This window comes from Anaerobacillus sp. CMMVII, from assembly GCF_025377685.1.
Taxonomy (GTDB): Bacteria; Bacillota; Bacilli; order Bacillales; family Anaerobacillaceae; genus Anaerobacillus.
Genome location: NZ_JACEHK010000017.1, coordinates 1 through 21,143, shown reverse-complemented (window position 1 = coordinate 21,143; position 21,143 = coordinate 1). Strand labels below are relative to the sequence as shown.

Here is a 21,143-nt window from a genome sequence, read left to right as displayed (position 1 = left end):
TTTAAAAAACTTTTTTAAACATGTTTCGATGTGTTTTTCAACACTTGTCCTATATTACAGAAATTATTAATGAAAAGCAAGAGATTTTAATCTGGAATTACTTGGTTTTGGCTAATTAGTCGATTTTTAAAAATTAAAGCGCGATGTATTCTAATTGATCTATTCACAATGGGCTTAGCAACAAGGTTTTTTTAGACAGCAATAGCCTTATTTATTTAAAATACATCTCGTAACTTTTAGCCAAATTATTGTATTAGTAATAAGCAAACAAAAAATGCCTAGATCAACTCCAGGCATTTCTTATTATTTACTTAGGCAAATACACTCTTTAGTAAGTTTGTTTGATTTCGATCAGGTCCTACTGAAAAGATCGTTAATGGGATCCCTGTAAGCTGTGAGATTCTCTCTACGTAGTGACGTGCATTCAGAGGGAGCTCCTCTAATGATTTTACGCCTGTAATGTCTTCTGTCCAACCTGGTAACTCTTCATACACTGGTTCACAGTCTGCTAGCACTTTAAGACTTGCTGGGAATTCCTCCATTACTTCACCTTTGTAATGGTAAGCTACACAAATCTTTAATGTTTCAATACCTGTAAGGACATCGATCGAATTTAATGATAAATCAGTAATTCCACTTACTCTACGCGCATGACGAACAACCACACTGTCAAACCACCCTACACGACGTGGACGACCAGTTGTTGTTCCATATTCATTCCCGACTTCACGAATTCGGTCACCAGTCTCATTCGCTAACTCAGTTGGGAATGGGCCATCACCAACACGAGTTGTGTATGCTTTCGATACTCCAACTACGCTGTTAATTTTTGAAGGACCAACGCCAGAACCAATTGTTACTCCACCTGCGATTGGATTAGAAGATGTAACGAAAGGATATGTTCCTTGATCGATGTCTAACATAACCCCTTGGGCACCTTCAAATAAAACGCTCTTTCCTTCATCTAAGGCATCATTTAATATGACTGATGTATCAACTACATACTGAGCAATTTGTTGACCATAATCATAATACTCTTCTAAGATCTCTTCTTTTGTAAAGCCTTCTACTTCATAATATTTCTCGAACAAACGATTTTTTTCTTTTAGGTTAAGATCAAGCTTCATTTCAAATTCTTCTTTATCTAATAAGTCTGCAATTCGAATTCCAACTCGAGCGGCCTTATCCATGTAAGCTGGGCCGATTCCCTTTTTTGTCGTACCAATTTTGTTAGCACCCTTGCTTTCTTCTTCAACAATATCAAGCTTAATATGGTAAGGAAGAATTACGTGAGCTCGGTTACTAATTCTTAAGTTGCTCGTGTCAATGCCATGGTCATGTAAGTATTTTAGTTCTTGAACTAATGCTTTTGGGTCAATAACTAGCCCGTTTCCAATAACACAAGTTTTATCTTTATAGAAAATCCCAGATGGAATTAAGTGCAGTTTGTATTTTTTTCCGTCAAATACAATTGTATGACCTGCATTATTTCCACCTTGATATCTTGCAACAACTTCTGCCTTTTCTGATAGGTAGTCTGTGATCTTCCCTTTTCCTTCGTCTCCCCACTGAGTTCCAACAACAACAACTGATGCCATTTATGTACACCTCCGCAAATAATCAATGCTTATATATTTTTATCTTATATTCCCTAAATCATTCAAAACCATAGCTAGTGTAACAATTTACTTTTCTGAAGTCAATAAATTCCGAACAATATTCAAAATATATATTTATTTGTTCGTAGTTTTAAAAACTATAATAAAAACTGAGGGGTTTCTTAATATAGATTATAGAATGGAGATTTATATCCTTAGAGAAAAGTATCCCTGTTTGGCTGGTGGTATACATTTTTTTATGGTCTGACAGAATATAAAATTTATGCATAATGACCGTTTTCGTAAACTAAATGAGGCGGAGGAACAAATTCATTTGTCCCTCCGCCTCATTTAGTTTACAAACTTCACGCTATGCGTGAAGAGCCAAGCTTTGCTTGGCTACGGTCATAATGCAATTGTACTTTAAATAAAAATGGCAGTTGAGATTTTCCCAACTGCCTTCTCTATTACCGATTATCAATTTTTTTCTGGATACATATCGTGATTGAATAAGCGTTGTTTAGCCATTTCCTCAAACATTGTACCCTTTTTGCCGTAGTTTACATAAGGGTCAATCGAAATACCGCCACGAGGTGTGAATTTACCCCAAACCTCAATATATTTGGGGTCCATTAATTCAATTAAGTCTTTCATGATGATATTCATGCAATCTTCATGAAAATCGCCCTGGTTTCTAAAGCTAAATAAGTACAGCTTTAATGACTTACTTTCGACCATTTTTTCACTCGGAATATAAGAGATATAAATTGTTGCGAAATCAGGCTGTCCTGTTTTCGGACAAAGACTTGTAAATTCAGGACAATTAAATTTCACCCAGTAATCGTTATCTAGATGCTTATTTTCAAACGTTTCTAAAATGGACTTATCATATTCAAATTTATATTGAACGTTTTGATTTCCTAGTAAAGAAACACCTTCTAATTCATGATCTTTTCTCATAATTACACTCCCTTTTTATTACCCCAAAGAAGGGCATGTAGCTGTGGTAAGACTCTTGCATTATTAAAATCAGGATCAACAATCACTTTACTCACTAACCAATCTAACTTTTTTAACAGTTTTTGAGCAAGTTGCTCGTCATCCTCCATCGTTAAATTCTCATTTCCGACAGAGAGGTAAAAAGGCACAGTAGGATAGTCTAGGTGAACTTTTTTGCATATTGTAAGTCTTTTTCATCAAAAATAACAACCTTTAAACTAACTTCACCGGCAACAACCTTTTTAGTTAAACGCTCGATCATTTCAGTTAGCCTTGTATGATCTGTTTCCATACCGCTACTAGGTGGCTTTGGAGAAACTGTTAAGTCATCTATTTCTAGCATCCAGTCTTGCCAAACAGTACCTTGTGTCTCTAGGCCAATCTTCATGTTCAAATCTTTTAAAGCACGTATAAGATCACCAAGCTGCTTCAGCAGTGCTGGGTTTCCACCAGAAATTGTTACATGCTGAAAGTTGTCTAACCCAATTTTTTTAAGTTCAGTAACGATTTCAACAGTTGTCAACATTTTAATTTCATCTTTCCCGGTTCCATCCCACGTAAACGCAGAATCACACCAAGAGCATTGATAATCACACCCAGCCGTGCGAATAAAAACAGTTTTTTTTCCAATTACTGCACCTTCACCTTGAATGGTCGGGCCGAAAATTTCTAAAACCGGTATTTTCATTCCATCCACTCTCTTCTAGCTTCGGCATAGCTTGTTGGTGTTTCAAAAAGTCGAACAAATTCAACCCTTGGTTCTAACATTTTAAACTGACTTTCTTTTAAGTAGTCCGCCATTTTTTCGTAGATCCAAACAACCATGTTTTCTGCCGTCGTATTCATCGGAGGTAGCGTTTCATTCAAATAGCGGTGGTCAAGATATATTTCAATCTGCTCTTTCCAGATTTTTTTTATATCACCAAAGTCAATGGCAATCCCAATTTCATCTGTAAAAGAACTAATACCAAAAACAACTCGGTACGTATGACCGTGTAGGTTTTTGCATTTCCCTTCATAATGATGAAGGTGGTGGGCGGCATCAAACGTAAATTCCTTACTTACCATCACGCGCTTATTGTGGTACTTCAAGTCTTTTATTTGAATGTCTTCACCTAATTTTTCTAGCTTATCAACAATTCGAAAACCAAATAATCCATCTTTACTCGACACGCTGCATGCCCCCTTCCTGTTCATTAAGGAACTTTTGTAAGCCTTCATTACGAAGCTTGCATGCAGGGCACTCGCCACAACCGTCGCCTACAATACCGTTATAGCATGTAAGCGTCTTTTCCCTTATATATTCAAAAGCTCCAAGCTCAGCAGCTAGAGCCCACGTTTCTTTTTTATCAATCCACATCAATGGTGTATGAATAACAAAGTTGTAATCCATCGCTAAATTTATCGTTACATTTAGTGACTTTACAAACATGTCACGACAATCAGGGTAACCTGAAAAATCTGTCTCACAAACACCTGTAATAATATTTTGGATCGCTTTAGCTTTCGCCATAATCGCTGCAAACGATAAAAAGAGGTGATTGCGCCCATCAACGAATGTACTAGGTAAACCGCCATCTTCCCCGTCTTTTATTTCGATTTCACTGCGTGTTAACGCATTAGAAGTTAGCTGATTTAATAAACTCATATCTATAACCGTATTCTCTACGCCTAGATCTTCAGCAATTTTTTTAGCTACTTCAATTTCTTCATTGTGCCTTTGGTTATAATCAAAGGTCACTGTTTCTACATGATCATAATTTTTTAGTGCCCAAAATAGACAAGTTGTTGAATCTTGTCCGCCACTGAACACCACCAATGCTTTTTCATATTTAAACACTCCCTAGTTTTTTTTAACGAGAGGAGATCGCGAACTCTCGAAATTGGAATTTTTGATTGTAAAATGTAGATTAGAATTATGTTAGTGAAGAAAACTTTACCCTAACAAATTTTACAATCTACATTCTACAATATTTTTCAATAAAAATATACGTCATTACCTGGTAACTAATAAGAAAAGCGGAAGCACCCATTTAAGCCCCAACAAGCAAATGTTCTTCGAGAAGAAAGTTTGCTCTATCACTTTTATTCTAGGAAAAAGGAAGTTCACTTTTTCTCTCGAAGGTTATTTGACTTCGAGGGGCTCCACATTTGCTCCTGCGATTACTCGTCGCAAGGCAGTAAGAAGCAAATTCAAGCAGTAGCCTTGCTGGAGCTAGACAGCAATAAAATCCCCTTAGGCACTCCCAGGTACCGTAAGGGGAATATTTTCAAACTCAGATTTTCTATGCCCCTGCTCCGACAGGCATACTACGTTCATCAAAACGTCGCTCTAAGTTTACGAATTTGTTATATTCTTTAACAAAGGCAAGTTCAACTGTTCCAACAGGGCCATTCCTTTGTTTTGCGATAATAATTTCGATGATATCCTTGCTCTCACTTTCCTTGTCATAATAATCATCACGGTACAAGAAAGCAACAATATCGGCATCCTGCTCAATACTTCCTGACTCACGAATATCAGACATCATCGGTCGTTTATCTTGACGGGATTCTACACCACGTGAAAGCTGTGATAAGGCAATAACAGGTACTTGTAATTCCCTTGCTAAACCTTTCAGGGATCTCGAAATCTCTGAAACTTCCTGCTGACGGTTTTCACCACTTTTGCCATCTCCGCGAATTAACTGCAAGTAGTCAATTAAGATCATTCCTAAACCCTTTTCCTGACTTAATCTACGACACTTTGCACGAATGTCATTTACACGGATACCAGGTGTATCGTCGATATAAATCCCGGCTTTTGATAAACTTCCCATTGCCATCGTCAGTTTCGTCCAATCCTCTTCTTGAAGTGAACCTGTACGCAGTCTTTGTGCATCAAGATTTCCCTCTGCACAGATCATACGCATGACTAGCTGAGAAGCACCCATCTCAAGACTAAAAATGGCAACATTTTCGTCTGTTTTCGTCGCTACATTTTGCGCAATATTTAAGGCAAAGGCAGTCTTACCAACAGAAGGACGTGCTGCAACAATAATTAAGTCATTGCGTTGAAACCCTGCAGTCATACGATCTAATTCAGAGAAACCTGTTGGGATACCAGTAATATCATCTGTACGATTTTGTAGCTGTTCAATGTTGTCATATGCTTCAACAAGTACATCTTTAATCGAAATAAAGGCACTCGTATTTTTTTTATGAGAAACTTCTAGTATCGTTTTTTCAGCTTCACTTAAAATTGTATCTACTTCTTCTTCTTCGGCGTACCCATCTGCAGCAATATTAGTAGCAACACGGATCAATCGTCTAAGTAACGATTTTTCTTCTACAATCCTACTATAGTATTCTACGTTTGCTGCTGTAGGAACTGAGCTCGCTAAGTCACTTAAATATGAAACTCCACCTATTTCTTCAAGCCATTTTTTATCTTGTAGCTCAGCTGTAACAGTAACAAGATCGACAGGCTCTCCCTTTTCGGCTAACTGGATCATCACACTGTAAATCCGCTGATGGGACGCTCGATAAAAATCGTCAGACGCTAGTCTTTCTGATGCTGTTACAAGAGCTTCTGGTTCAAGAAAAATTGCCCCTAAAACGGCTTGTTCTGCTTCAATATTCTGTGGTGGAGTACGATCAGCATATAATTCACTCATGATTGATTCACCTACCCTTATAAGTGTAGAGTTTTGAGTGTTGAGTGTTGAGTTCTTTTCAGCATTGCTTCGCAGCATTACCTACACAACTCAACACTCAACACTCCTCACTCAAAACTATCCTTCAATAACATGTACTTTAATTGTTGCTGTTACTTCTGGATGTAATTTAATTGGAACATTTGTATAGCCTAATGCTCGAATTGGCTCATCAAGTTCAATTTTGCGCTTATCGACTTTCTTTTTCATCTTTGCTAACGTTTCAGCAATTTGCTTGCTTGTAACGGCACCAAATAGTCGACCACCTTCTCCAGACTTTGCCTTTATTTCAACTGTAAGCTTTTCAATTTCATCTCGAAAAGCTTTAGCTTCGTTTAGTTTTTCTTCCGCACGTTTTTCTTCGCCCTGTTTTTTTACTTCTAGTGTTTTTAGCGCTCCTGCATTTGCTTCAGCAGCTAGCTTATTAGGTAATAGAAAGTTTCTTGCATATCCCTCTGAAACATTCTTTACTTCACCTTTTTTTCCCTTGCCTTTTACGTCTTGAAGAAAAATAACTTTCATTCTTCTTTTCCTCCTTCAATATATTCATCTATCTTTTCCATTAATAATTTTTCAGCCTCATCTAAAGTTACATCACCTAGCTGCGTGGCAGCATTCGATAAATGTCCTCCACCATTAAGCCTTTCCATTATTAATTGAACATTTACATCACCTAAGGATCTAGCACTAATACTTATAGCGCCGTCCTTCCTCTTTGAAATGACAAACGAAGCAACTACTCCATTCATAGAGAGAAGCGTATCTGCAGCTTGGGCAATCAGCACCTGACTACATACCTCATTAGGATTTCCTTTCGCAATCGCGACGCCATTTCGATATATTTGAGCACTTTCAATTAACCTGGAACGTTTTATATATTGGTCCAAATCTTGTTTCAATAGATTTTGGACTAAATTCGTATCTGCTCCTTGTGACCTTAAAAAAGACGCTGCATCGAAGGTTCTTGAACCAGTACGAACCGCAAAGCTTTTAGTATCTACAATTATACCAGCCAGTAAGGCAGTTGCTTCAAGTAAGTCTAGTTTTGTTTGTTTAGGTTGATACTCCAATAGTTCTGTTACGAGCTCCGCTGTTGACGAAGCGTACGGCTCCATGTATACCAACACTGCTTCATCTATAAATTCTTCACCACGACGATGGTGATCTAAAACAATTACACGGTCAATTTTATCTAATAGTCTTGGCTCAATTACTAATGAAGGCTTATGCGTATCAACAACAACTAATAGTGTATTTGGTGTTAACTCTTCTAACGCTTCATCAGGAGTAATAAAATGCGCCCATAAGCGATCATGTTTTTCAACTTCCTCCATCAACTTTCGGACATCTCTACTAATATTGGTAGGGTCTAAAATGATATATCCTTCTTTACCATTAAGTTCTGCCAATTTCAAGACACCGATCGAAGCACCAATTGCATCCATATCAGGGCTGATGTGACCCATAATCATCACACGATCACTTTCTAGGATGAAATCACGTATCGCATGAGAAATAACTCTAGCTCTTACTCTCGTACGCTTTTCGACAGCGTTTGATTTGCCACCATAAAAACGAACTTTACCGTTTTTCTGCTTAATCGCCACTTGGTCACCGCCCCTACCAAGTGCTAAGTCTAAGCTTGACTGAGCAAGCGCACCGAGTTCTTGTAGTGACCCTTGGCCACTACCGACACCAATGCTTAGCGTAATGGGAATTTTTTCGCGAGCAGTTGCTTCCCTTATTTCATCTAATAAATCAAATTTCGTATCTTCAAGTTCTTCTAACATCTCTTGACGCAAGATAGCAAAAAATCGATCGGAAGAGGTTCTTCTTAGAAAGACACCATGCTCCTTTGACCATCTATTTAAAATTGATGTAACCTGACTCATTAACTTACTTCTGATCTGGTCTTCTAATCCTTGTGTAACTTCATCATAGTTGTCTAAATAAATAATAGCAATAACAGTTTGTTCCTTTTCGTACAGCTTTTTCACTTTTGTCTCTTCAGTAATATCAAAGAAATAAATGAGCCTCTCCTCATGTCTAAACACAACCCGAAAGACATTTTCACCAATTTGAATGACTTTTTCTCTCTGCTCTGTTTCAATAGCATCGTAAAGGTCATTATCTATTTTAGAAATTGGTTGACCAATACACTCTTCTTCAATAATTGACATGACCAAGTGGTTCGCCCACTGAATGACTTTATCTTCATTATAAAGCACCATTCCGACCGGAAGCTTTGTGACTACTTCTTCACCTGCTTTATTGACACGATATGACAGTGTAGAAATATATTGTTCTATGTCTTTTTTAAACGAATTTCTTGCCTGTACAGTGTATACAAGTAGAATGGTTAAGCAAAAGAAGCCCAACAAACCAAGGCCCCACTGATAAACTGTTAAAATTCCAATAAAGATAACTGCCACAGAAAATATGGCAAATAAGTGATACCCATGCCACCGTTTTAATAGGAATTCCGGCATAATCTTCAACTCCTAATTAATTCGAGTTTTTTATTCTTTTCCGAAGTTCAAATCCTAAATCAATTATACCTAATATTCGATAGATATAAAGAAGAAATGGGGCGATAAAAGTAACAACGAGAATGATAACAGGTACAGATTTATGAAACCCCTTCGCATGACAATAAAATAAAACAACTGCTAAACCTTGAATAGTCATCGCAATCTCTAATAGCGGGAACAAATTCCACATTACCATGTAAAGACCTGTTCCTTCTTCTAACCCTATTAAAATAAAAATTGATGTTACTAAATAATACCATAAAAAAGACTTTGGAAAGGTCCAATCACGGAAAGGCTTAAAACGAGATATCTTTTCCCCGATTCTCTTTAAAACAGCATATGCAATTAATTGAATAAAAAGTGCATAAAAAACTCCCGTTGAAATAATCAGTGAAGGAGCTAAGTATACCAAACGATCTATGAATTCAACCATAGGCACAAGTTGTGCCCCAGGATCTTGCCCAATTGCTATAAGCATTGACTCTGCCGTTTGAACTGATTCCATCATTAACTCTTGGATAACTTTAATTGGATTTAAGCCTAAGACAACGATACTTAAAATAAAATATAGAATTAAATTGGCGATATATGCTAAGCTTCCACCTAATAACACCACAAAGGCAGAATATTTTCTTCTATATAATTCTCCTACAACAATTCCACCACTTCCAAATATAATTGCAGTAAAGAATAGTACTAACCCACCAATGATTGTAGAAACAAATATAGCAACAACCCACAACATTAAACCAGCTTTCCATCCATTCCTTACTGTGTAAACAATGAACGGTAGTGGTAAAATCCAAAGTAGAATTGAACCCAAGATTGGAATAAACACTGTCATAAAGGCAATTAATGAAAATATTGCCGCAAATATTGCCCCCTCAGTCATTACTTTTGTATTTTTCATTCATTTTCCCTCATTTCATTAAATACCTAAACACTAAGGAAGAACTCACCCGTGAAAGTATTTCCCTTCATGATTATATACGATGATCAAAATTTTTAAAAATAGTCCTCACTTTAACCTAGATAGTGAATCTTTTCTTATACCACCAGCAAGGTAGTTGCTTCAAAAGAAATCTAGCCTTTGATAGGATAAGAAAAAACTCCTTACAAAAAGCTAGAGGCCTTCATCTTCAAAGCGTTTAAGGTCATTATTATGACCAATTAGAATTAAGATATCTTTTTCAAGAATTAATTGGTCTGGAAAAGGTGTTATGATAACATCTTCACCTCTTTTAATACCTAAAATAGTACAGCCATATTTAGCACGAATATCTAATTTAGCAATCGTTTTATTAGAAACTTTTGTTGAAGCTATTAACTCCATGATACTGTAATCGGGTGATAATTCGATGTAATCAATAATTTTTTCAGAAACTAAGTAATGAGCAATTCTAATTCCCATATCTTTTTCAGGATGAATAATTCGATCTGCACCGATTTTCTCAACTACCTTATGGTGATAGTTATTTTGTGCCTTCACCCACACTCGCTTTACATTCAACTCTTTTAATAATAAGGTACAAAGAATGCTAGCTTGAATATTATCACCAATGGCAACGATGACATGCTCAAAATTTCTAATGCCTAAAGATAATAGCGTATTTTCATCAGTGGCATTGGCTACGACTGCATGTGTGGAATAATTCGCAAAGTCATGAACTCTATCCTCATTAATGTCAATCGCCAAAACCTCATGTCCCATCGCATATAACTCTTTACAAACACTGCCACCAAATCTTCCTAGACCCACAACTGCAAATTGTTTTTTCATACGTTACGCCTCCCTATACCTTTTTATAGTATGTATAGTTTAAACAGTTTCTCTATTTACAATGTACTTAAGAAAAACACGCCACTTTTTTGATTAACAAACTCATTAAACAGTTTATTTTTGTAAAATATTTCAGTTTGAGACCCTAATACTTCAAGTGATACTAGCCTTGTATAAACAGCCATCAATAAAAAAAGGAGATCGACTATAAGCCATCCCCTTTTTACATTATTTATTCACCACTAACATACGGTAATAAAGCGATTTGACGTGCACGCTTAATTGCAGTTGTTAATTGACGTTGGTACTTAGCTGAAGTTCCAGTTACACGACGAGGTAAAATTTTACCACGCTCAGAAACGAAACGTTTAAGTAATTCTACGTTTTTATAGTCGATTTTCGTGATTTTGTTTACAGTAAAGTAACAAACTTTACGGCGTTTCGCACCACGGCCACCACGACGTCCTCCCATTGCCATTCAAAAAACCTCCTTTATTTTAGATTTTATATTCACACAAAAGGGCTTGACCCTATAAAAGTTAAAGTTAAATTAGAAAGCCAATAGATCTAGAATGGTAAATCATCATCTGAGATGTCAATTGGCTTGCCATCACTAGCAAATGGATCATCAGAAAATGACTGATTACTACGGCCTTGATTCTGGTTGTTGTTAGGATATCCTCCTTGATTAGGAGAGCCATAATAGTCTCCACCACCCTGATTTTGATTTCCACCAGGGTTACTAGAACCTTTTGTTTCTAAAAATTGTACACTGTCCGCTACTACTTCTGTTATAAAAACTTTCTTACCTTCGTTGTTTTCATAACTACGAGTTTGTAGTCGACCATCGACACCTGCTAAACTTCCTTTACGTAAGTAATTAGCAACATTCTCTGCCTGTTTACGCCAAATGACTACGTTAATAAAGTCTGCTTCTCGGTTGCCTTGTTGGTTTGAAAACGGTCTATTGACAGCAAGTGTAATACTCGCTACTGCAATACCATTCGGCGTGTACTTAAGTTCAGGATCTCTCGTGAGGCGACCTACCAAAACGACACGGTTAAGCATCAGAACCCCTCCCCATACTATCTACTAGTTCTTATTCTTCGTCTTTCGTGATAAGTAAACGAATTACATCTTCGTTAATCTTAATTAAACGATCGAATTCAGCGATTGCTGCTGGCTCAGCTGTTACGTTTAGTAATACATAGAAGCCTTCACGGAAGTCTTCAATTTCATAAGCTAAACGACGCTTACCCATTTCTTGAACCTTATCAAGAGTAGCACCATTGTCAGTTAACACGTTGTTAAAACGCTCAACTAATTCCTTTGTTGCAGCCTCTTCTAGGTTTGGTCGAATAATGTACATGATTTCATATTTACGCATTTGTACGTCACCTCCTTTTGGTCTAACGGCCCCTCTCATTCGAGGAGCAAGGGGCGAATAATAACAATTATTAAAGTGTCATTTACTCGCATTTATCGATTATAGCAGAAACCTCTTTGTAAAACAAGTGTAGAGTGTAAAGTTTAGAGTGAAGAGTTTGCGTTAGCAGTTCAAAGTTGCTTTCTAAGCATGCCCTTCGAAGCTTTACTACCAACAACTCTAAACTTTACACTAATTAAACATTAAATCTAAAATGAATAACATCACCATCAGCAACGATGTACTCTTTTCCTTCTAGTCTTACTTTTCCTTTTTCTTTGGCTGCCGCATGAGATCCAGCTTCAACTAAATCGTCATAAGCTACAACCTCAGCACGAATAAAACCACGTTCAAAATCGGAATGAATGACACCAGCTGCTTGTGGTGCTTTTGTTCCCTTACGGATTGTCCAAGCACGAACTTCTTGAACTCCAGCTGTAAAGTATGTTGATAAGCCTAATAAGCTGTAAGCAGCACGGATGAGCTGATCTAAACCAGACTCCTTAATTCCTAACTCTTCTAGGAACATGGCCTTTTCTTCCCCATCAAGTTCAGAAATTTCCTCTTCAATTTTTGCACAGACAACGATAACTTCTGAGTTTTCTGCAGCTGCAAATTCTCTAACCTTTTGAACCAGCGGATTATCATCAGCTACTAGTAATCCATCTTCATTTACGTTTGCCACATATAAGACAGGCTTCATCGTTAATAAATGCATTCCTTGAACAATCTTCTTTTCTTCCTCAGTTAGCTCGACACTTCTTGCTGGCTTTTCATCTTCAAAGGCTTCTTTAAACCTTACTAAAATTTCATATTCAGCCATTGCCTCTTTATCTTTTTGCTTCATTAATTTCTCAACACGCATAATTCGCTTGTCTACTGAATCCAAATCTGCAAGGATTAACTCAAGGTTAATAACTTCAATATCACGAATTGGGTTTACACTTCCAGATACATGGGTAATATTCTCATCTTCAAAACAACGAACAACGTGAGAAATCGCATCAACTTGGCGAATATGAGATAAGAACTTGTTCCCAAGCCCCTCCCCTTTACTAGCGCCTTCAACGATTCCTGCAATATCTGTGAATTCGAATGCAGTTGGAACTGTTTTTTTCGGTTGAACAAGCTCAGTTAGCTTTGTTAAACGATGATCAGGTACCTCTACAATACCTACGTTAGGATCAATCGTACAAAATGGATAGTTTGCAGATTCAGCACCTGCTTGAGTGATTGCATTAAATAGTGTTGATTTACCAACATTCGGCAAACCGACAATTCCAGTTGTTAAAGCCATTCGTGGACACTTCCTTCATTTATATAATCTTTATATACACTTTTATTAAAGTTTAAGTTAAACGTAACTACTAACCCTAAACAATTATATTGATAACCCAAGAAAAGCGCAAGCGCCCATTTAGCCCCGACAAAAGCCGCTGACCTCGTTAACACCATGTGTTGCTTCTTGAGATACCACATGGTGCTTTGCCTCGAGGGCCCACTGAACCAAAGAGGCAACGATTAGGTAAACACGTGTTTTTGACCTCGAGAGGCTAAACAGCTGCTCCTGCGATTACCCGTCGCAAGGCAGCTAAGAACTGAGTTCAAGCAGTATTCTCCATGGCGCTACCGTTATACTTACTTACCTTGCTTCGATTCGAGCTAGTTTTTATTACAATTTTCTTTTTTAATATGGCTGTTTTCGCAAAGTTTGTTGCTTAAGTAAATGCTAAGATTTCACTACTTACTTTAGTAAGTAATGCTCTTTTCTTACTCAATTTATTGGACGATATCTTCATAAGTAATATTCACAATCATTTTAGGTTAAATAGCAACAAGTTTTTTTGTGCGACGAGTAACCGCAGGAGCAATGTTTTAGAAAAGAGCCTTTATATCGACCAAACAGTCATACTGGACTCCGCCAAGTCCGATTATTGACCTGCTTGATGAAGTTAGGACATTGACAGACCCGCCAAGTTTTTTCCATCTTCCTTCATCAATATTAATCGTATCTGGGTGGGAATTTTTAGTATTCTTACGTACCCGACAATTTTCCCGCGGTCGTTCCAAACTACTACTTCTTCCCCTTCTGAAAGCTTACGGTCGTAAGCTATATCTTCAGAGATTTCAACTATGACTCTTGTTTCACCAAGAAGGTTATAGTTTTGTGAGTGGTTAGATCTAGTGGGATGTTTAGACACTAAATGGTAAGGGTATATCTTCTTTTTAGGGCTTATAACTGATTCTTCTGGATACTGAAACGTTAGTCTCCCCTCTTGTCCTTCTTTTATCGCTAAGTTGGAGGTAAACTCATACTTTCCTGACGGCGTTTTAAACTTATAATCACTCCAAGGCACATCCTGAATTGGTAGCTTCATAAATCCCTCTGCCTTTATTGCCGCTAATGTAATTCCTTCCTTGGCTAGTGAGTGTAATCCCATTTCAAGAAATTCATCGTCACTATAAGCAAATTCATCACCAAATCCTAAACGGTTGGCAAGCTCAGTCCAAATCCAACGGTCAGATTTTGCTTCCCCTTTTGGAGATACTAGCTTAGGTCCATAATTAACATAGCTATGGTACATTGAGGAATAATAAATATCTTCTTCCTCAAATACAGTGGTACATGGGAGGAAATAATCAGCTAGTTCAGCGGTGTCAGTCATAAATTGGTCAATGACAACTAGCGTATCAATAACTGAAAATGCTGCTTCGACTCGATTTGTATCAGGCAACTGTGTCAGTGGGTTTCCTCTAGTAACAAAGGCCATTTTGATCGGCGAATCTTGTTCTGAAAGTATTTTTTCAGCTTGGTTCATCCTTGTAAATGTACGTGTTTTTTGTTTTCTTTCACTTAATGTAAGGTTACTGACATCAAATGCTTGTCCGACTGGAAGATGTCCATAATTAGCACCTCCGCCTTTAATCCCGATATTTCCACTTATTGCTACCACTGCATCTATTAGTCTAACTGTATGACCACCGTTTACATATCTTTGTAGGCCTAATCCTAAATAGGTTGACGTTGGACCATTACTATACTGATCGGCCAAATGGTGTATTGTTTCTATACTTACGGATGTCTGCGAGACTATCTCTGACATTTCCATTTTATCAATATAGGCTTCAAAATCTGAAAACCCGACTGAATGCTGATTAATAAAATTTTCGTCGACTAGCTTGCGCTTCTTTAACTCTTTCATAATCCCTATCGCTAACAGTCCATCCATTCCTGGTCGAACAGCAATATATGTATCTGCTAACTTCGCGGTTTGATGATAGAGAGGGTCAATCACTGTTACATGAATACCCTTTTTCTTTGCCTTTAGTAGGTTGCTAAATAGGTGAATATTAGTGCTCGCTGCATTTCTACCCCAAATAATAATATTTTTACTATGAAAGATATCTTCAGGCGCATGAGCTGCACTATTTCCAAAATCCCATATTTGTGCCTCAATACCTGCACCCCAACATAAGCTTCCAATTACTTCTGTCACGCCTCCATAGCAATTAAAAAAACGTTGATCTAAGTTTTTTAACAGTCCATTATTTGAATAGTCATGACTATGCAAAACAGAAGTCGATCCATAGTTTTGCTTCACTGAAATTAACTTTCCAGCGATTTCATCAAGTGCCTGCTGCCAAGAGATTTCTTCAAACTGACCGTTCATTTTTTTTAATGGCCTCGTAATCCGAGAGGGAGAATTGGTCCGCGTTTCTAGCATTCTTCCTCTATTGCAGATATGTCCTTTTGTAACCGGGTGTTGTTTGTTTCCTTCTACCTTTACTACAGTATTATTTTCTACAGTTACCGTGAAACCACATGTATCCCAACAATTAAGGGGACAGGCTGAAATCATCTTTTTTTCCAATCGAACCCCTCCTATATTAGAAAAGCTTTAGCGCCTCTTTAGACACTAAAGCTAGATCGCATAGATCGTATTTTTACTCTGCATGCTTTACTAGTATTTTTTTTAGTTTTCTTCCAAATTCTTTACGTGGGATTAATACACTATGATCACATCCGAGGCACTTAATACGAATATCCATTCCTAAGCGAATAATTTTCCAGCGATTTTCTCCACAAGGATGAGGCTTTTTCATCTCAACAACATCATTTAGGTCGTATTGCTTTTGATTTTCCATTATCCTTCCCCTCCTATTAGTTCACCATTAGTCTTTCTTGCAATTCATCTAATAGTTATTATACATTACTAAGCTCTTTAGATACTATTGTAATACATAGAATGTAAAAAATAAGAGAACACATTTTGTGCTCTCCTTGGTATTCACGTCTCATTATCATAATTCCTAGCAATTGGATATAAAAGGATTGACGCTAAAATATATAAGTTCAGAACCCCATATAGTGGATACAAAACTGCAATCAATGTAGAAAAACCAATCTTCGTTAAAGGTATCATTGATAATATCAGAAAAAATGCTAGTGCCCAAAGTGGAACCGATACATATTTTCGGAATCTCGTTGCTAAGCCAAATAATCCTGAAGCTGCCGTTGTGTAAATGGCAACCCATAATAAACCAGACATGACTAGTACCATAACATACGGATAGTGTTTTAGAATTGCAAACAACGGTATTTCATAAAACATAATGTCATGAGCAACCCTTATGAGTGATTCATTGTATAGAAAAGAAATACCGCCTAAAGTTACCCCACTACCAATACTTGCAATCCAAATCTCACCTTTCGTCTTAATTTCACTACCAATTCCAGCTAATACAGCTACCAAAGGTAAGATATTAAGGGCAGTAAAGGTAAAAGCAGAAGGCCAATTTTTTTGCTCATTTAAATTTAAAGTAATTGAAAAACCTTGTAAAGACTGAAACGAGAGTAATATCCCCACTAAAAAAACAATTAAGACTGGTACTACGAGTGAATTCATAGAAGTAATTCCTTTTGTATCCCAAAAAAATAGCACGATTAAAAGTCCAGAGATGAGTATAATCCCTAACCAGTAAGGCAAATTAACAACTTCTAACGTCGCTCCCCCACCCGCTAACATAATGACTGTAACAGAGAACAAGTACAAGATAATCATATAATCATATAGTCTAGTTAACTTTTTTCCCATTAACAACTGTAGCACAGGTAAATAATGAATTGTTTTTTGGCGAAAGCTTATTCCCATGATCACCAAACAGCATATACTAAATAAAATTGAAAATAAGATGATAGCTAATCCACTTTCACTACCGAAAAATTCCCACAATTCTCTCCCTGAGGCATACCCTGCACCAATCATCGTACCTATTATTAAACACATCCACTTTAGTCCTGCTTTAATCATAAAAACGCATCCTTCCAATTTTATTAATGGCATGTATAGAAAGGAAAAAATATCCGTATACTGTTACTACTATTGTTAAGATGGGAGGTCATAGAATGATTTCACGTAATCTCTTTAAAAAGAGACAATTACCTTTTCGAATTCATATTGATGAAAACAATGCAAGTCATGACTTTGCAGACCAACTTTTAGACCTTCTACCAAAACTAGCAAAAAAAGATATTGTTATAGTATGTATTGGAACTGATAGATCAACTGGCGACTCATTAGGACCACTAATTGGCTCTAGACTACAAGAATGTAATTTAAAGTTATTCCATGTCTATGGCACGTTAGAAAACCCTATTCATGCTGTTAATCTCGAAGAAAAACTAGCTGAAATTAATGAAAAACATTGTGACGCCTTCACAATTGGTATCGATGCCTGCCTTGGTCGCTCTACAAGTGTTGGAATTATGTCAATCGATGACGGCCCTGTTAAACCTGGAGCAGCAGTTAATAAAAAACTTCCACCTGTAGGTGATATTCATATTACTGGAATTGTTAATGTTGGTGGTTTTATGGAGTATATGGTTTTGCAAAATACACGCCTCCATTTCGTAATTAAAATGGCGAATAAAATTGCTGAAAGTATCCACCTGACTGATATGAAACTGACAAAAGAAAGACAACGGTCTATATTAAAAAGCGTTAAGCCCTCTTTTTTCTCAAGTTAATACAACCAGCTTGATATTCATCGAGCTTTTGGTTCGATTAACGCACACAAAAAAGACAACTCCTTACATGTATAGTAGGGGTTGTCTTATTTTATGAGTAATTTATTATTCGTTTAGATGGAAACTCATTGTTCCATTAAAAGAAGCTTAAGATATAGACTATGACTGCAACTACGAGAATTGCAGGTAATAGATTTGCTACTCTTATTTTTGTTATACCAAGAATATTTAAACCAATCGCTAATATCATTACACCACCAGTTGCAGTCATTTCGACAATAAACGCATCCATGATCTCTTGAGGAATAAATTGCGTGATTTGAGTAGCTAAAATGGCAATTGCTCCTTGATAATCATCACTGGAAAGGCCGAAAATAAGACTCCAATCCCTAGTGTACTAGTAAACAAAATGGCTGAGAATCCATCTAGCATTGATTTTGTATATAACACCGCATGATCATTTCTTAGTCCACTATCTAGTGCACCAACAATAGCCATAGCCCCAACAACATAAATCAAAGTCGCCGTAACAAACCCCTTTGCAAATGAGCCTTCTTCTTTTGCTCCAGTTTTTACTTCTAACCATTTACCGAGTCGATTTAGTTTATCCTCTAAGTCCCACTTCTCACCTAATACGGCTCCTACAGCTAAACTCCCGATTACGATTAAGAAGTTTTCACTTTTTAATCCCATCCCAATTCCAATGATCATTACAGCTAAAGCAATTGCCTGCATCACTGTAACTTTCATTTTTTCTGGAATATGTCTTAATTTTGTTCCAATTAATGAACCTATAATAATTGCTAAGCCATTAACTATTGTTCCTAATAAAGCCATACTTTTTACTCCTATCCGACTAACCCTTCTTTTATCTCTTTGATCATTCCCAGCCACTGGTCTATTTCTTCTAATGTGTTGTAAAGACCGAAGCTAGCTCTTAGCGTACCACCTTCAATTGTACCTATTGTTTCATGAGCTAACGGTGCACAGTGAAGCCCACCTCTTAATGCTACTTGATAGTGTTGATCAAAAATCATCGCGATTTCTTGGACATCGGTTCCATCAATGATAAATGGAATAACCGCTAACCTTTCGACATTAAGATCCGGTCCAAATACTGTAACACCATCAATGTCACTTAGTTTATCTAAACTATATTTGGTGAGCATCCACTCATGTTCAAAAATAGTTTCAACGCCTCTCTTCATTACTTCATCTATTCCAGCAGATAATCCAGCAATACCAGGTGTATTTAACGTACCGCTCTCATATCTACTCGGACGTACCTTAGGTTGGTCTTTCTCTTCAGAATGACTACCTGTTCCACCATGAAAAATTGGGGCTAATTCCACTGAACCTTTGACGATAAGAGGCCCCCGGTCCCTTGTGGACCTAATAACCCTTTATGCCCTGGAAAAGCCAGCATATCAATATTCATTGCATCCATATCAATAGGGAGCACTCCTGCTGTCTGTGAAGCATCAACTAAAAAAGTAATTCCTTTTTCTTTACAAACAGATCCAATCATCTCAATTGGAAATATTGCACCCGTTAAATTAGAACCATGACTTGCAACAATCAACTTGGTTTTGGGTGTAATTTCATTTAGCAACTGTTCTTTCGTAATGAAACCATTATGATCACTTTTAAGATAAGTGACTATCACACCTTTTTCTTGCTTTAGAAATTCTAGTGGTCTCCTGACTGAATTGTGTTCATAAGTAGTTGAAATAATATGATCACCTTGTCCTAAAGGAACCCTTAATCGCTTGATTTAAGGCATGTGTTGCATTTTGGCAAAAGATCACATTGCTCGGGTCCCTTTCACCAAACAATTTTGCTAGTTTCACTCTCGTTTCATATATCATTGCAGCTGCATGATTTGCTAATTGGTGCCCACCTCGTCCTGGATTAGCCCCATACTCACTAATTGCCTTAGCAACTGCGACTGCGACAGTTTCAGGTTTTGGAAATGATGAAGCAGCTTGATCAAAATAAATGATAGACACGGCTACCCTCCTTTGAAGATTACGAAACATTTTGCTTTAATGAATTTCATAATTCATTATTTTCGCTACAACGTTCTAAATGTAGCTCGGTTAGGGTAATTATGAAATTCACTTAGCTAAAAATATAAAAAAAGAGACCAACCCCTAAAGGACGGGGTCAGTTTTATAAGAAAGTTTACTTTCAACAATAGGTTACTTATTTCTTTAATAAAATTCTATAAATAGAAAGCGAACGAGTCATGCTTACTATTTAGTTTTCTCTATTATTGATTTCCTTCTAACAAAGATAAAATTCTCTCTAAATCATCTTCTGAATAAATTGAATTTCAATTCTACCTTTTTTCTTATTCTTCTTAATAGCTACAGATGTACCAATCTTTCTCTTAAATGCTCTTCCTTTTCCTTAATAAAAATTGAAGGTTCGGGTTTTTTCGAATTGTTTCACGTGAAACATTTTCATTTAAGATTTGAATAAGATGCTCTAATTGCCGAACATTTAAGCCTTCTTCTAATACTTTCTTTAACAAAAGGTTAAGTTTCTCTTTGTTTTTTAATCCAAGTAAAGCACGTCCATGCCCCATAGAAAGTTCACCGTTTTCAACTAGAGTCAGGACTTCATTTGGTAATTGCAATAGACGCAAGTGATTAGCGATATGAGGACGGCTTTTACCTAATCGCTTAGCTAGCTGCTCTTGCGTTACTTCTAAATGCTTCATTAGTTTATCGTATGCAACAGCTTCTTCAATGGGTTTAAGTCTTCTCGTTGAAGATTTTCAATTAAAGCAAACTCCATCATCTTATCTTCTGTTAGTTCTTTTACGACAACTGGGATTGTTTTTAGGCCCGCTTCTGTTGCTGCTCGAAAGCGACGTTCACCAACAACAATTTCATAGCCTTTGATGCTTTTTCTAACTAGTAATGGTTGTAACACGCCGTGGTTTAAGATTGATTCTTTCAGATCGTTAATCGATTCTTCGGAAAAATACTTTCTTGGCTGATAAGGATTTGGCCTTAATTCATGTAAAGCAACTTCCTGAATCTTTTCTTGCTTCTCATCCATTGCATCTGGAAAAAACG

18 protein-coding genes and 5 pseudogenes are annotated in these 21,143 nt (G+C 36.9%); 1 reads left to right on the top strand and 22 read right to left on the bottom strand.

What is annotated here, in order from left to right:
* Positions 1–311 precede the first annotated feature (311 nt).
* The 17 genes and pseudogenes from H1D32_RS21615 to H1D32_RS21535 form a co-directional block, all read right to left on the bottom strand.
* Positions 312–1,598 (bottom strand): adenylosuccinate synthase, encoded by a 1,287-nt coding sequence (locus H1D32_RS21615; RefSeq protein WP_261180278.1) that lies wholly within the window; start codon positions 1,596–1,598, stop codon positions 312–314.
* Between the two features lie 467 nt (positions 1,599–2,065).
* Positions 2,066–2,558, bottom strand: a pseudogene (gene queF / locus H1D32_RS21610) (preQ(1) synthase).
* A gap of 2 nt (positions 2,559–2,560) precedes the next feature.
* A pseudogene (gene queE / locus H1D32_RS21605) lies at positions 2,561–3,285 on the bottom strand (7-carboxy-7-deazaguanine synthase QueE).
* The gene (gene queD / locus H1D32_RS21600; protein WP_261180274.1) at positions 3,282–3,770 is read right to left on the bottom strand and encodes a 6-carboxytetrahydropterin synthase QueD; all 489 of its coding nucleotides are present in this window, start codon (positions 3,768–3,770) and stop codon (positions 3,282–3,284) included. The pseudogene queE and the gene queD overlap by 4 nt, the downstream one beginning before the upstream one ends.
* Positions 3,760–4,437 carry a 7-cyano-7-deazaguanine synthase QueC gene (gene queC / locus H1D32_RS21595; RefSeq protein ID WP_261180273.1) on the bottom strand — a complete coding sequence of 226 codons (678 nt, stop codon included), beginning with the start codon at positions 4,435–4,437 and terminating at the stop codon, positions 3,760–3,762. Before queC ends, queD begins: the two co-directional genes overlap by 11 nt.
* Before the next feature lie 445 nt (positions 4,438–4,882).
* The gene (dnaB, locus tag H1D32_RS21590) at positions 4,883–6,253 is read right to left on the bottom strand and encodes a replicative DNA helicase (protein ID WP_261180272.1); all 1,371 of its coding nucleotides are present in this window, start codon (positions 6,251–6,253) and stop codon (positions 4,883–4,885) included.
* A gap of 117 nt (positions 6,254–6,370) precedes the next feature.
* Positions 6,371–6,814, bottom strand: a complete 444-nt coding sequence (gene rplI / locus H1D32_RS21585) for a 50S ribosomal protein L9 (protein ID WP_261180271.1) — start codon at positions 6,812–6,814, stop codon at positions 6,371–6,373.
* Positions 6,811–8,781: a DHH family phosphoesterase gene (locus tag H1D32_RS21580; protein ID WP_261180270.1), complete on the bottom strand. Its 1,971-nt coding sequence runs from the start codon at positions 8,779–8,781 to the stop codon at positions 6,811–6,813. Before H1D32_RS21580 ends, rplI begins: the two co-directional genes overlap by 4 nt.
* A gap of 16 nt (positions 8,782–8,797) precedes the next feature.
* On the bottom strand, positions 8,798–9,733 hold the full coding sequence (locus H1D32_RS21575; RefSeq protein ID WP_261180268.1) for a YybS family protein: 936 nt from the start codon (positions 9,731–9,733) through the stop codon (positions 8,798–8,800).
* Between the two features lie 213 nt (positions 9,734–9,946).
* Positions 9,947–10,603, bottom strand: a complete 657-nt coding sequence (locus H1D32_RS21570; RefSeq protein ID WP_261180266.1) for a potassium channel family protein — start codon at positions 10,601–10,603, stop codon at positions 9,947–9,949.
* Between the two features lie 232 nt (positions 10,604–10,835).
* Positions 10,836–11,075, bottom strand: coding sequence for a 30S ribosomal protein S18 (gene rpsR, locus H1D32_RS21565; RefSeq protein WP_238938037.1), 240 nt, complete (start codon positions 11,073–11,075; stop codon positions 10,836–10,838).
* Positions 11,076–11,170: 95 nt separating this feature from the next.
* Positions 11,171–11,671 (bottom strand): single-stranded DNA-binding protein, encoded by a 501-nt coding sequence (gene ssb, locus H1D32_RS21560; RefSeq protein WP_261180265.1) that lies wholly within the window; start codon positions 11,669–11,671, stop codon positions 11,171–11,173.
* 31 nt (positions 11,672–11,702) lie between these two features.
* The gene (rpsF, locus tag H1D32_RS21555) at positions 11,703–11,990 is read right to left on the bottom strand and encodes a 30S ribosomal protein S6 (RefSeq protein WP_261180264.1); all 288 of its coding nucleotides are present in this window, start codon (positions 11,988–11,990) and stop codon (positions 11,703–11,705) included.
* Positions 11,991–12,225: 235 nt separating this feature from the next.
* Positions 12,226–13,326 carry a redox-regulated ATPase YchF gene (ychF, locus tag H1D32_RS21550; protein ID WP_261180263.1) on the bottom strand — a complete coding sequence of 367 codons (1,101 nt, stop codon included), beginning with the start codon at positions 13,324–13,326 and terminating at the stop codon, positions 12,226–12,228.
* Between the two features lie 578 nt (positions 13,327–13,904).
* Positions 13,905–15,901 (bottom strand): annotated as a pseudogene (locus H1D32_RS21545) (molybdopterin-dependent oxidoreductase).
* Positions 15,902–15,974: 73 nt separating this feature from the next.
* Entirely contained in the window at positions 15,975–16,175 is a 201-nt protein-coding gene (locus H1D32_RS21540) for a DUF951 domain-containing protein (RefSeq protein ID WP_261180262.1), read from the bottom strand.
* Between the two features lie 143 nt (positions 16,176–16,318).
* The gene (locus H1D32_RS21535) at positions 16,319–17,341 is read right to left on the bottom strand and encodes a YkvI family membrane protein (protein WP_261180261.1); all 1,023 of its coding nucleotides are present in this window, start codon (positions 17,339–17,341) and stop codon (positions 16,319–16,321) included.
* A 95-nt stretch (positions 17,342–17,436) separates the two neighbouring features.
* Here H1D32_RS21535 and yyaC point away from each other — a divergent pair, with 95 nt between their 5' ends.
* The gene (yyaC, locus tag H1D32_RS21530) at positions 17,437–18,057 is read left to right on the top strand and encodes a spore protease YyaC (RefSeq protein WP_261180260.1); all 621 of its coding nucleotides are present in this window, start codon (positions 17,437–17,439) and stop codon (positions 18,055–18,057) included.
* A 136-nt stretch (positions 18,058–18,193) separates the two neighbouring features.
* On the opposite strand, the pseudogene H1D32_RS21525 reads toward yyaC, so the two are convergent.
* The 5 genes and pseudogenes from H1D32_RS21525 to H1D32_RS21515 all read right to left on the bottom strand — a co-directional run bounded on the left by H1D32_RS21525 (position 18,194) and on the right by H1D32_RS21515 (position 21,126).
* A pseudogene (locus H1D32_RS21525) lies at positions 18,194–18,894 on the bottom strand (DUF554 domain-containing protein).
* An 11-nt stretch (positions 18,895–18,905) separates the two neighbouring features.
* Positions 18,906–19,409 carry an aminotransferase class V-fold PLP-dependent enzyme gene (locus H1D32_RS25565; RefSeq protein ID WP_396126280.1) on the bottom strand — a complete coding sequence of 168 codons (504 nt, stop codon included), beginning with the start codon at positions 19,407–19,409 and terminating at the stop codon, positions 18,906–18,908.
* Positions 19,400–19,789 carry an aminotransferase class V-fold PLP-dependent enzyme gene (locus H1D32_RS25560; RefSeq protein ID WP_396126306.1) on the bottom strand — a complete coding sequence of 130 codons (390 nt, stop codon included), beginning with the start codon at positions 19,787–19,789 and terminating at the stop codon, positions 19,400–19,402. The genes H1D32_RS25565 and H1D32_RS25560 overlap by 10 nt, the downstream gene beginning before the upstream one ends.
* Before the next feature lie 7 nt (positions 19,790–19,796).
* Positions 19,797–20,066: an aminotransferase class V-fold PLP-dependent enzyme gene (locus H1D32_RS25555; protein ID WP_396126279.1), complete on the bottom strand. Its 270-nt coding sequence runs from the start codon at positions 20,064–20,066 to the stop codon at positions 19,797–19,799.
* 263 nt (positions 20,067–20,329) lie between these two features.
* Positions 20,330–21,126 (bottom strand): annotated as a pseudogene (locus tag H1D32_RS21515) (ParB/RepB/Spo0J family partition protein).
* Positions 21,127–21,143 lie beyond the last annotated feature (17 nt).

Excerpts from the sequence above, each read along its gene's own strand:
- H1D32_RS21580 (WP_261180270.1), bottom strand. The coding sequence starts at position 8,781 with ATGCCGGAATTCCTATTAAAACGGTGGCATGGGTATCACTTATTTGCC.
- dnaB (WP_261180272.1), bottom strand. The coding sequence starts at position 6,253 with ATGAGTGAATTATATGCTGATCGTACTCCACCACAGAATATTGAAGCA.
- rplI (WP_261180271.1), bottom strand. The coding sequence starts at position 6,814 with ATGAAAGTTATTTTTCTTCAAGACGTAAAAGGCAAGGGAAAAAAAGGT.
- ssb (WP_261180265.1), bottom strand. The coding sequence starts at position 11,671 with ATGCTTAACCGTGTCGTTTTGGTAGGTCGCCTCACGAGAGATCCTGAA.
- ychF (WP_261180263.1), bottom strand. The coding sequence starts at position 13,326 with ATGGCTTTAACAACTGGAATTGTCGGTTTGCCGAATGTTGGTAAATCA.
- H1D32_RS21535 (WP_261180261.1), bottom strand. The coding sequence starts at position 17,341 with ATGATTAAAGCAGGACTAAAGTGGATGTGTTTAATAATAGGTACGATG.
- H1D32_RS21575 (WP_261180268.1), bottom strand. The coding sequence starts at position 9,733 with ATGAAAAATACAAAAGTAATGACTGAGGGGGCAATATTTGCGGCAATA.
- H1D32_RS21540 (WP_261180262.1), bottom strand. The coding sequence starts at position 16,175 with ATGGAAAATCAAAAGCAATACGACCTAAATGATGTTGTTGAGATGAAA.
- H1D32_RS21570 (WP_261180266.1), bottom strand. The coding sequence starts at position 10,603 with ATGAAAAAACAATTTGCAGTTGTGGGTCTAGGAAGATTTGGTGGCAGT.
- yyaC (WP_261180260.1), top strand. The coding sequence starts at position 17,437 with ATGATTTCACGTAATCTCTTTAAAAAGAGACAATTACCTTTTCGAATT.
- rpsR (WP_238938037.1), bottom strand. The coding sequence starts at position 11,075 with ATGGGAGGACGTCGTGGTGGCCGTGGTGCGAAACGCCGTAAAGTTTGT.
- H1D32_RS21615 (WP_261180278.1), bottom strand. The coding sequence starts at position 1,598 with ATGGCATCAGTTGTTGTTGTTGGAACTCAGTGGGGAGACGAAGGAAAA.
- rpsF (WP_261180264.1), bottom strand. The coding sequence starts at position 11,990 with ATGCGTAAATATGAAATCATGTACATTATTCGACCAAACCTAGAAGAG.